At 65.2% G+C, this 11,494-nt stretch carries 5 protein-coding genes and 3 rRNA genes; all 8 read right to left on the bottom strand.

The window, feature by feature from the left end:
• Positions 1-48: 48 nt before the first annotated feature.
• A 5S ribosomal RNA gene (rrf, locus tag ASF78_RS16360) occupies positions 49-165 on the bottom strand.
• Positions 166-242: 77 nt separating this feature from the next.
• Positions 243-3,358 (bottom strand): 23S ribosomal RNA (locus ASF78_RS16355).
• A 450-nt stretch (positions 3,359-3,808) separates the two neighbouring features.
• Positions 3,809-5,329: ribosomal RNA gene (locus tag ASF78_RS16350) — 16S ribosomal RNA — on the bottom strand.
• The 16S, 23S and 5S rRNA genes sit together here, the layout of an rRNA operon.
• 779 nt (positions 5,330-6,108) lie before the next feature.
• Entirely contained in the window at positions 6,109-7,371 is a 1,263-nt protein-coding gene (tyrS, locus tag ASF78_RS16345) for a tyrosine--tRNA ligase (protein WP_056591696.1), read from the bottom strand.
• Between the two features lie 79 nt (positions 7,372-7,450).
• Complete coding sequence (locus ASF78_RS16340) at positions 7,451-8,152, bottom strand: DNA-3-methyladenine glycosylase (protein ID WP_235518642.1); 702 nt, start codon at positions 8,150-8,152, stop codon at positions 7,451-7,453.
• 111 nt (positions 8,153-8,263) lie between these two features.
• On the bottom strand, positions 8,264-8,830 hold the full coding sequence (locus ASF78_RS16335) for a uridine kinase (RefSeq protein ID WP_235518641.1): 567 nt from the start codon (positions 8,828-8,830) through the stop codon (positions 8,264-8,266).
• Positions 8,827-10,260, bottom strand: a complete 1,434-nt coding sequence (gene argH, locus ASF78_RS16330) for an argininosuccinate lyase (protein ID WP_056591694.1) — start codon at positions 10,258-10,260, stop codon at positions 8,827-8,829. Before argH ends, ASF78_RS16335 begins: the two co-directional genes overlap by 4 nt.
• The gene (locus ASF78_RS16325) at positions 10,253-11,491 is read right to left on the bottom strand and encodes an argininosuccinate synthase (protein WP_056591691.1); all 1,239 of its coding nucleotides are present in this window, start codon (positions 11,489-11,491) and stop codon (positions 10,253-10,255) included. Before ASF78_RS16325 ends, argH begins: the two co-directional genes overlap by 8 nt.
• Positions 11,492-11,494: the final 3 nt, after the last annotated feature.

The raw sequence follows: 11,494 nt of genomic DNA, 5'->3' as shown, positions 1-11,494 counted from the left end.
GGGAAACAGAAAGAGCCACCCCCGTAGGGGTGGCTCTTCCTGAATGATGTCCGGCGGCGTCCTACTCTCCCACACCCTGGCGAGTGCAGTACCATCGGCGCTGAAGGGCTTAGCTTCCGGGTTCGGAATGGGACCGGGCGTTTCCCCTTCGCTATGACCGCCGTAACGCTATCGAGTTGTCAAACGGGTTCCCGTTCGTTACTCGGGAACCGCACAGTGGACGCGTACACGCATTGAATGGTGTGGTGAAGTTGTCGGCTTATTAGTACCGGTCAGCTGCGAGGGTCGTTAGTCCCCTCTTCCACATCCGGCCTATCTACCCAGTGGTCTAGCTGGGAGCCTCTCACCCCTCAAGGGGGCATGGAAACCTCATCTTGAAGCAGGCTTCCCGCTTAGATGCTTTCAGCGGTTATCCCTTCCGAACGTAGCTAACCAGCCGTGCTCCTGGCGGAACAACTGGCACACCAGAGGTTCGTCCGTCCCGGTCCTCTCGTACTAGGGACAGCCCTTCTCAAGTTTCCTGCGCGCGCAGCGGATAGGGACCGAACTGTCTCACGACGTTCTAAACCCAGCTCGCGTACCGCTTTAATGGGCGAACAGCCCAACCCTTGGGACCTACTCCAGCCCCAGGATGCGACGAGCCGACATCGAGGTGCCAAACCATGCCGTCGATATGGACTCTTGGGCAAGATCAGCCTGTTATCCCCGGGGTACCTTTTATCCGTTGAGCGACGGCGCTTCCACAAGCCACCGCCGGATCACTAGTTCCGACTTTCGTCCCTGCTCGACCTGTCAGTCTCACAGTCAAGCTCCCTTGTGCACTTGCACTCGCCACCTGATTGCCAACCAGGCTGAGGGAACCTTTGAGCGCCTCCGTTACATTTTAGGAGGCAACCGCCCCAGTTAAACTACCCATCAGGCACTGTCCCTGATCCGGATCACGGACCGAGGTTAGATATCCAGAGCGACCAGAGTGGTATTTCAACGTTGACTCCACCGACACTGGCGTGCCGGCTTCACAGTCTCCCACCTATCCTACACAAGCCGCACCGAACACCAATACCAAACTATAGTAAAGGTCCCGGGGTCTTTCCGTCCTGCTGCGCGTAACGAGCATCTTTACTCGTAGTGCAATTTCGCCGAGTTCGCGGTTGAGACAGCGGAGAAGTCGTTACGCCATTCGTGCAGGTCGGAACTTACCCGACAAGGAATTTCGCTACCTTAGGATGGTTATAGTTACCACCGCCGTTTACTGGGGCTTAAATTCTGAGCTTCGCCTTGCGGCTGACCCGTCCTCTTAACCTTCCAGCACCGGGCAGGCGTCAGTCCGTATACATCGTCTTGCGACTTCGCACGGACCTGTGTTTTTAGTAAACAGTCGCTTCTCCCTGGTCTCTGCGGCCCTTCACGCTCCCCGAGCAAGTCGGTTCACGCTTCAGGCCCCCCTTCTCCCGAAGTTACGGGGGCATTTTGCCGAGTTCCTTAACCACGATTCTCTCGATCGCCTTGGTATTCTCTACCTGATCACCTGAGTCGGTTTGGGGTACGGGCGGCTAGAACCTCGCGTCGAGGCTTTTCTTGGCAGCATAGGATCACCAGATTCCCGCATTCGCGGTCACCGTCAGCTCTCAGGCTATATGAGGTGCGGATTTGCCTACACCTCGCCCTACGACCTTGGACGTGGACTACCATCGCCACGCTTGGCTACCTTCCTGCGTCACCCCTGTTAATACGCTTACCTACTACCGGTTCGGGTCACGCGCTCCCCGGTGCGGTGTCCCCGAAGGGACGGTGCACCGGCTCGGGCGTTTAGCATCACCGGGCTCGGTATGGGCGGTTCTTCGCCGGTACGGGAATATCAACCCGTTGTCCATCGACTACGCCTGTCGGCCTCGCCTTAGGTCCCGACTTACCCAGGGCGGATTAGCCTGGCCCTGGAACCCTTGATCATTCGGCGGACGGGTTTCTCACCCGTCATTCGCTACTCATGCCTGCATTCTCACTCGTGTGGCGTCCACCGCTGGGTTCCCCCGCGACTTCACTCGCCACACGACGCTCCCCTACCCATCCACACGCCTGAACACACCCGAAGGTGCGCTGAGCTGATATGTGAATGCCACAGCTTCGGCGGTATACTTGAGCCCCGCTACATTGTCGGCGCGGAATCACTTGACCAGTGAGCTATTACGCACTCTTTCAAGGGTGGCTGCTTCTAAGCCAACCTCCTGGTTGTCTGTGCAACTCCACATCCTTTCCCACTTAGCATACGCTTAGGGGCCTTAGCTGGTGGTCTGGGCTGTTTCCCTCTCGACTACGGAGCTTATCCCCCGCAGTCTCACTGCCACGCTCTGGCTTACCGGCATTCGGAGTTTGGCTAACGTCAGTAACCTGGTGGGGCCCATCGGCTATCCAGTAGCTCTACCTCCGGCAAGAAACACGTGACGCTGCACCTAAATGCATTTCGGGGAGAACCAGCTATCACGGAGTTTGATTGGCCTTTCACCCCTAACCACAGGTCATCCCCCAGGTTTTCAACCCTGGTGGGTTCGGTCCTCCACGCGGTCTTACCCGCGCTTCAACCTGCCCATGGCTAGATCACTCCGCTTCGGGTCTAGAGCACGCGACTGAATCGCCCTATTCGGACTCGCTTTCGCTACGGCTTCCCCACACGGGTTAACCTCGCCACGTACCACTAACTCGCAGGCTCATTCTTCAAAAGGCACGCTGTCACCCCTGCTAGGGAGGCTCCAACGGATTGTAGGCACACGGTTTCAGGTACTATTTCACTCCCCTCCCGGGGTACTTTTCACCTTTCCCTCACGGTACTTGTCCGCTATCGGTCACTAGGTAGTATTTAGGCTTACACAGTGGTCTGTGCAGATTCACTCCAGGTTTCTCGGGCCCGGAGCTACTTGGGATCCCCTTCGGGAGGCCACGCCATTTCGTCTACGGGGGTCACACCCTCTGTGCCGGGCCTTTCAATGCCCTTCGACTATGACGCGACTTTCTGACTCCCTGCTGATTCGGCAGAACCAGCTGAAAGGTCCCACAACCCCGTGCACGCAACGCCTGCCGGCTTGAACACGTACACGGTTTGGCCTGATCCGCTTTCGCTCGCCACTACTCACGGAATATCTCTTCCTGGCGGTACTGAGATGTTTCACTTCCCGCCGTTCCCTCCACACACCCTATATATTCAGGTGCGGGTCACACGACATGACTCGTGCGGGGTTTCCCCATTCGGACATCCTCGGATCACGGTTCGTTTGCCAACTCCCCGAGGCKTATCGCAGGCTACAACGTCCTTCTTCGGCTCCTAGTGCCAAGGCATCCACCCTGTGCCCTTATAAACTTGACCACAAAGATCATTCAAAAAAGATGCTCGCGTCCACTGTGCAGTTCTCAAGCTACGACCGGAACCGGCACCCTCACCCCAGCGCCTACCCACACCCCGATGCATCAGCACCAGTGCGTGGGCGGTTCGACCGAGCGGTACCAGCCCGCAGCCACCCGCACCCGCCCCACACCCTCAGGTGCAGACCGCGTGCGCAGCGACCCTGATGAAACAACCTTCCGGCTGTTCCCTCAGGACCCAACAGCGTGCCCAGCCGACCCCTCCCCAGCAACGAACCGTTCCCACCCAGAAACCCGAAGGCCCTGGCGTACTAGGTCGCCACCAGCTCGAAAGCCGGCCAACAGTCGATGTTCCACCCTCGAGCACCGTCCCCCACTCGTTCGGCAGGGACAACGGGCCTGGACACCCTCCACCACCCATGACAGGTGAGCGTGGCTGCCAGATGCTCCTTAGAAAGGAGGTGATCCAGCCGCACCTTCCGGTACGGCTACCTTGTTACGACTTAGTCCCAATCGCCAGTCCCACCTTCGACAGCTCCCTCCACAAGGGTTGGGCCACCGGCTTCGGGTGTTACCGACTTTCGTGACTTGACGGGCGGTGTGTACAAGGCCCGGGAACGTATTCACCGCAGCGTTGCTGATCTGCGATTACTAGCGACTCCGACTTCATGGGGTCGAGTTGCAGACCCCAATCCGAACTGAGACCGGCTTTTTGGGATTCGCTCCACCTCGCGGTATCGCAGCCCTTTGTACCGGCCATTGTAGCATGCGTGAAGCCCAAGACATAAGGGGCATGATGATTTGACGTCATCCCCACCTTCCTCCGAGTTGACCCCGGCAGTCTCCCATGAGTCCCCGGCATAACCCGCTGGCAACATGGGACGAGGGTTGCGCTCGTTGCGGGACTTAACCCAACATCTCACGACACGAGCTGACGACAACCATGCACCACCTGTACACCGACCTTGCGGGGCAACCATCTCTGGAAGTTTCCGGTGTATGTCAAGCCTTGGTAAGGTTCTTCGCGTTGCATCGAATTAATCCGCATGCTCCGCCGCTTGTGCGGGCCCCCGTCAATTTCTTTGAGTTTTAGCCTTGCGGCCGTACTCCCCAGGCGGGGCACTTAATGCGTTTGCTGCGGCACGGAACTCGTGGAATGAGCCCCACACCTAGTGCCCAACGTTTACGGCATGGACTACCAGGGTATCTAATCCTGTTCGCTCCCCATGCTTTCGCTCCTCAGCGTCAGTTGCGGCCCAGTGACCTGCCTTCGCCATCGGTGTTCCTCCTGATATCTGCGCATTCCACCGCTACACCAGGAATTCCAGTCACCCCTACCGCACTCTAGTCTGCCCGTACCCACTGCAAGCCCAAGGTTGAGCCTTAGGTTTTCACAGCAGACGCGACAAACCGCCTACGAGCTCTTTACGCCCAATAATTCCGGACAACGCTTGCGCCCTACGTATTACCGCGGCTGCTGGCACGTAGTTAGCCGGCGCTTCTTCTGCAGGTACCGTCACTTGCGCTTCTTCCCTGCTGAAAGAGGTTTACAACCCGAAGGCCGTCATCCCTCACGCGGCGTCGCTGCATCAGGCTTGCGCCCATTGTGCAATATTCCCCACTGCTGCCTCCCGTAGGAGTCTGGGCCGTGTCTCAGTCCCAGTGTGGCCGGTCGCCCTCTCAGGCCGGCTACCCGTCGTCGCCTTGGTAGGCCACTACCCCACCAACAAGCTGATAGGCCGCGAGCCCATCCCCCACCGATAAATCTTTCCAGACGCTACAGATGCCTGTACGTCTCATATCCGGTATTAGACCCCGTTTCCAGGGCTTATCCCAGAGTGAAGGGTAGGTTGCTCACGTGTTACTCACCCGTTCGCCACTGATCAGACCAGCAAGCTGGCCATCACCGTTCGACTTGCATGTGTTAAGCACGCCGCCAGCGTTCGTCCTGAGCCAGAATCAAACTCTCCGTAAATGTCTACATGGCACCCCACCACCGAAGCAGCAGAGCAACCGACACACGAAATGGTCCCGATAAGGACCGTTCAGATTCGGCTGAATTTTGGTCCCGNAAATGTCTACATGGCACCCCACCACCGAAGCAGCAGAGCAACCGACACACGAAATGGTCCCGATAAGGACCGTTCAGATTCGGCTGAATTTTGGTCCCGCYCCCCCACGGAGGTGGAAGAAACGACACCTATCTCAACCAAGACCCGACCACCCTCCAACACCCCACCYCGAACGAGGCAAGACACCATCAGATGACGAGCCATATGGCATCGACTATTTGGCACACTGTTGAGTTCTCAAGGAACAGACGCGCATCTCCTCGAGATCTTTCGATCTCATCCGAGAGGCTTTGTCGTTCTGAATCCTACCTGGCTTTCCGGCCGCCTCTCGCCACCCGTTCGGGCAGCGGACGCGGGCCAGGAGCCCGTCCCCGTCCGGCATCAGGGCGCACAAAGCGCCTGTCAGCACGAGCGGGGGTGGCCACCCTAGGGACCAGCCACCGTGGTTCGATCCGCGGTGTCCGTTCCTCCCTCTCGGGCGACATCGAGAACATTACGCGCGTGTTGCGGCAGGTGGCAAATCCCGTCGCGGTGACCCCGGTCACCAGACCTGCCGTCGGGGTCGAACGTGCAGGTCAGACGGCGGAAATGACGGCGGCGGGCCCTCGATCCCGCGAGGGGGACGAGGACCCGCCGTCGTGCGGTGCCGGCTCGGATCCACGCAGACCGCCCCAGAACCGGCTCAGGCCTGCGCGTCGACCACCGCGAGGGTCCGCTTGCCCCGACGCAGGACCGCCCAGCGTCCGTGCAGGAGGTCGTCGGACGTGAGGACGGCGTCCTCGGTGGCGACCCGGACGTTGTTGACCGACGCGCCCCCTTCCGCGATCGCCCGTCGCGCCGCCCCCTTGCTCGCGACCACGCCCGTCGCCGCGAGGAGGTCCGCGATCGCGTCGCCCGCGACACCTCGTGCGGACGGGAGCTCCGCGACGGCCGCGCCGAGCGTGGCTGCGTCGAGCTCCGCCAGGGAGCCGCGACCGAACAGGGCCTGGCTCGCGGCGACGACCAGCTCGGTGGCCGCCGCTCCGTGCACCAGGGACGTCACCTCGTAGGCGAGCGCGCGCTGTGCCTCACGTGCTGCCGGTCGCTGCGTTACCGCTGACTCCAGCTCGGCGATCTGCTCGCGGGTGCGGAACGTGAACACCTTGAGGTACCGCACGACGTCGGCGTCGTCGGCGTTCAGCCAGAACTGGAAGAACGCGTACGGCGTGGTCAGCTCGGGGTCGAGCCAGACGGTGCCGGACTCCGTCTTGCCGAACTTGGTGCCGTCCGACTTCGTGATCAGCGGAGTCGTCAACGCGTGCACGGCGACGCCCTCGGCCTTGCGGATCAGCTCGACGCCCGAGAGCAGGTTGCCCCACTGGTCGCTGCCGCCGGTCTGGAGGCTGATCCCGTGCCGGCGGTGCAGCTCCAGGTAGTCCATGCCCTGCAGGATCTGGTAGCTGAACTCGGTGAAGCTGATGCCTGCGTCGCTGTTCAGGCGTCGGGCGACGGTGTCCTTGGCGAGCATGGTGCCGAGCCGGTAGTGCTTGCCGACGTCCCGCAGGAAGTCGATGGCAGACAGCGGGGCGGTCCAGTCCAGGTTGTTGACCATCGTCGCGGCGTTCGGGCCGTCGAAGCGGAGCAGCGGCTCGATCTGCTTGCGGATGCGCTCCACCCAGACCGCCACGACGTCACGCTCGTTGAGGGTCCGCTCGCCCGCCATCTTCGGGTCGCCGATCAGGCCCGTCGCGCCGCCGACGAGTCCGAACGGGGTGTGCCCGGCGTCCTGCAGGCGACGCACGGTGAGGATCTGGACGAGATTGCCGATGTGCAGGCTCGGAGCGGTGGGGTCGAACCCGCAGTAGAGGGCGACGGGCCCGGCGGAGAGCGCGTCGCGGAGGGCGTCGAGGTCGGTGGTCTGGGCGATCAGCCCACGCCACTCGAGCTCGTCGAGGATGTGGTTCACAGGGTCTCCAGGCAGTAGGCCGGTCCGGGACCGGCGGAGGGGGTGGTCAGCGAGGGCGTCCAGCCGGCGTCGTCGTCCCTCACGGGACGTCTACCGACGCCGGCGCGCGATACGCCGGGCGATACGCGGAGACCGTGCGCTCGTCCGTCAGCCAGTAGCGCCAGGGGAACCTGGTGCCCTCGCCGCCCGAACCCGAGACCCCGACGCGGGGACCGGTCTTGTGGGTCGGCTGGACCACGACCTGGTGGCGGTGCAGCACGATCTCGCCGCCCGCCTCCGTCACGTCGGCACCGTTGGCGCGCAGGTCCAGCCCGAGCGCGACCGCGAGCCGGGCGGGACCGCGGGCGAGCTGCCGCTCGGAGTCGACGACACCGACGGCCTCCCGGCGCCGCCACGCCAGGTCGGTGCCCTCGACGATCTCGCCGGCGCGCAGCAGGACCGCCGACGGGCTCCCGGTCGGCTCGGTGACGATGTTGAGGCAGTGGTGCAGGCCGAGGTGGCGGTACACGTACAGCCGCCCCGGCTCCGCGAACATCACCGCGTTCCGGGCGGTCCGGCCTCGGTACGCGTGGGAGCCCGGGTCGTCGGCACCGCCGTAGGCCTCGACCTCGGTGATCCGCAGCGTGACGTCGCCCTCGGGCGAGCGCGCCGTGAGGTAGGCACCGAGCAGGTCGCGCGCGACCGCGTGCACGTCCCGGCTGAACCAGACCCGCGCCGGGACGGCCACGGGCGCGCGCCGACCGGCGGCATCCGGGATCTCGAGCGGTTCCGACGGGCTCACCCGAACATCTTGCCGCACGACCCGGCCGCGGCGATCCGGGTTTCCGGATCCACGACGCCCCCGCGGTCGGTGGGAGGGGTGCCGAGTGGGCGTGGACGAGCGGGCGGCCACCTACCGCGCGGGGCGGTCGGCGAGCACGGCGCCGTACGCGTCGAGGCGGACGTCGGCACGCTCGCGCGTCTGCTCGCGAGCGAAGTGGGCCGACTCGTCGACCATCCAGGTCAGCCAGTGCTCACGAGCCTCGGCGCCGTCGCGCGCGAGGCCGCGCTCGAGACGCAGGTCGTCGGGCGCCTCGACCCAGACGCGCAGCACCGCGACGGGATCCACGTCGCGCCGGGCCGACCCGCAGCCCTCCACGACGAGCAGGTCGGGAACGGGGACGTCGACCCACTCCGCGAACGCGCCCGAGTCCCAGTCGTAGCGCTGGTAGCGGCCGGGCACACCGCGGCGCAGCGGCTCCAGCACCTGGGCGGAGAGGCGCGGCCACAGCGAGCCCTCGAGACCCGACCAGCCCTCGTAGAGGTCGTCGAGATGCAGGACCGCCGCACCGCGCGCGCCCAGGGCCCCGGCGAGCGTCGTCTTGCCCGAGCCTGCCGGGCCGTCGACGGCCATCACGCGCACCCGCCCGAGCCTCGGCCGCACGCCGAGCGCGCGTTCGACGAGGTCGTCAGCGATCACGACGCCCAGGTACGCAGCTCCGCCGCGCGGGACCGAGCACGCTCGAGCTGCTCGGCGACGCGCACGGGTGCCGTCCCGCCGTAGGCCGAACGTGACGCGAGCGACCCCTCGACCGTCAGCACGGTGCGCACCTCGGGTGTCAGGTGCGGCGAGATGGCGACGAGCTCGTCGTCGGTGAGGTCCCACAGCTCGATGGCCGGCTCGTGCTCCTCGCAGGCCCGGACGCAGGCGCCCGCGACCTCGTGCGCGACGCGGAACGGCACGCCGTTGCGGACCAGCCACTCGGCGATGTCCGTCGCGAGGGAGAAGCCCTGCGGCGCGAGCACCGCGAGGCGGTCGGTGTCGAACTCGAGCGTCGCGACCATGCCCGAGAACGCCGGGAGCAGGACCGAGAGCTGGTCGACCTGGTCGAAGACGGGCTCCTTGTCCTCCTGCAGGTCGCGGTTGTACGCCAGCGGGAGGCCCTTGAGCGTGGTGAGCAGCCCGGTCAGGTCACCGACGAGTCGGCCCGCCTTGCCGCGCGCCAGCTCGGCGACGTCGGGGTTCTTCTTCTGCGGCATGATGCTCGACCCCGTGGAGTACGAGTCGTGCAGCCGGACGAAACCGAACTCCTTGGTCGCCCAGAGGATGACCTCCTCGGCGAGCCGGGAGATGTCGACCGCGAGCATCGCCGCGACGAACGCGAACTCCGCGACGACGTCGCGCGACGCGGTGCCGTCGATGGAGTTCTCGACCGGGCCGTCGAACCCGAGCTCCGCGGCGACCGCGGCGGGGTCCAGGCCCAGCGACGAGCCTGCCAGAGCACCCGACCCGTAGGGCGAGCGGGCCGCGCGGGCGTCCCAGTCGACCCAGCGCTCGACGTCACGCAGCAGCGGCCACGCGTGCGCCAGCAGGTGGTGGGCGAGCAGGACCGGCTGGGCGTGCTGCAGGTGGGTGCGGCCGGGCATCGGCGCCTCGCCCGCGCGGTCGGCCTGCGCGACGAGCGCGTCGACGACGTCCAGGACCAGCAGCGCGAGCCCGCGCGCCTCCTCGCGGAGGTACATGCGCACGAGGGTGGCGATCTGGTCGTTGCGGGAGCGGCCCGCGCGGAGCTTGCCGCCCAGGTCCGCCCCGGCGCGGTCGATCAGCCCACGTTCGAGGGCGGTGTGCACGTCCTCGTCCTCGAGCACCGGGAGGAAGTCGCCGCTGGCCACGTCCGCCCGCAGGCGCTCGAGGGCGTCGACCATGCCCGTGAGCTCCTCGTCGGTGAGCAGGCCGGCCCCGTGCAGGACGCGGGCGTGCGCGACCGAGCCGGAGATGTCGTGGCCGGCGAGCCGCCAGTCGAAGTGCGTCGACTGCGACAGCGCCTGGAGTGCCTCGGACGGCCCGCCGGCGAACCGTCCACCCCACAGCGAGACGTTGCCGGTCGGCGTGCCGAGCTCGTCAGCCACTGATCCCGCCCTGCGTGCCGAGGTCCACGCCGTTGCCGAACCGCACGTCGCGCGCGGCCGCCAGCTTGGAGGACAGGCCGTAGATCTCGATGAAGCCCTTGGCGGCCGACTGGTCGAACGAGTCGCCCGTGTCGTACGTCGCGAGGTTGAAGTCGTAGAGGCTCGCGTCCGAGCGGCGGCCCGTGACGGTCGCGCGGCCGCCGTGCAGGACGACCCGCACGTCGCCGGAGACGTAGCGCTGGGTGTCGTCGACGAACACCTCGAGCGACTTCTTCAGCGGCGAGAACCACTGGCCGTCGTAGACCAGCTCGGTCCAGCGCTGCTCGACACCGCGCTTGAAACGCGCCTGCTCGCGCTCGACCGTGACGTTCTCGAGCTCCTGGTGCGCGGCGATGAGCGCGATCGCGCCCGGGGCCTCGTAGACCTCGCGGGACTTGATGCCGACCAGGCGGTCCTCGACGATGTCGATCCGGCCGATGCCCTGCGCTCCGGCGCGGCGGTTCATCTCCTGGATGGCCTGCAGCGGTGTGACGGGAATGCCGTCCAGCGCGACCGGGACGCCGGCCTCGAACGTGATGACCACCTCGTCGGCGACCGGCGGGAACGTCGGGTCGTCCGTGTAGGTGTAGACGTCCTTCGTCGGACCGTTCCAGATGTCCTCGAGGAAGCCGGTCTCGACCGCGCGGCCCCACACGTTCTGGTCGATCGAGAACGGGTTGTGCTTCGTGGTCTCGATGGGCAGCGCGTTGCGCGTCGCGAACTCGATGGCCTTGTCGCGGGTCAGCGCGAGGTCCCGGACCGGCGCCAGGCACGTCAGGTCGGGTGCGAGCGAGGTGATGCCGACCTCGAAGCGGACCTGGTCGTTGCCCTTGCCGGTGCAGCCGTGCGCGACCGTGGTCGCACCGAACTGGCGGGCTGCGCGGACCAGGTGCTTGACGATGACCGGCCGCGACAGCGCCGAGACCAGCGGGTAACGGTCGAGGTACAGCGCGTTCGCCTTCAGCGCGGGCATGCAGTACTCGGTCGCGAACTCGTCGCGCGCGTCGGCGACGTACGCCTCCACGGCGCCGCAGTCGAGGGCGCGCTGGCGGATGACGTCGAGGTCCTCGCCGCCCTGGCCGACGTCGACCGCCACGGCGATCACCTCGGCGCCGGTGGCCTCGCTGATCCAGCCGATGCCCACGGAGGTGTCCAGGCCGCCGGAGTAGGCGAGGACGACGCGCTCAGTCATTGT

It is taken from the genome of Cellulomonas sp. Leaf334, from assembly GCF_001424195.1.
GTDB lineage: Bacteria > Actinomycetota > Actinomycetes > Actinomycetales > Cellulomonadaceae > Cellulomonas.
This window is presented reverse-complemented; position numbering and strand designations above follow the sequence as displayed.

Coding starts and splice junctions, on each gene's coding strand:
- ASF78_RS16325 (WP_056591691.1), bottom strand. CDS start 11,491: ATGACTGAGCGCGTCGTCCTCGCCTACTCCGGCGGCCTGGACACCTCC.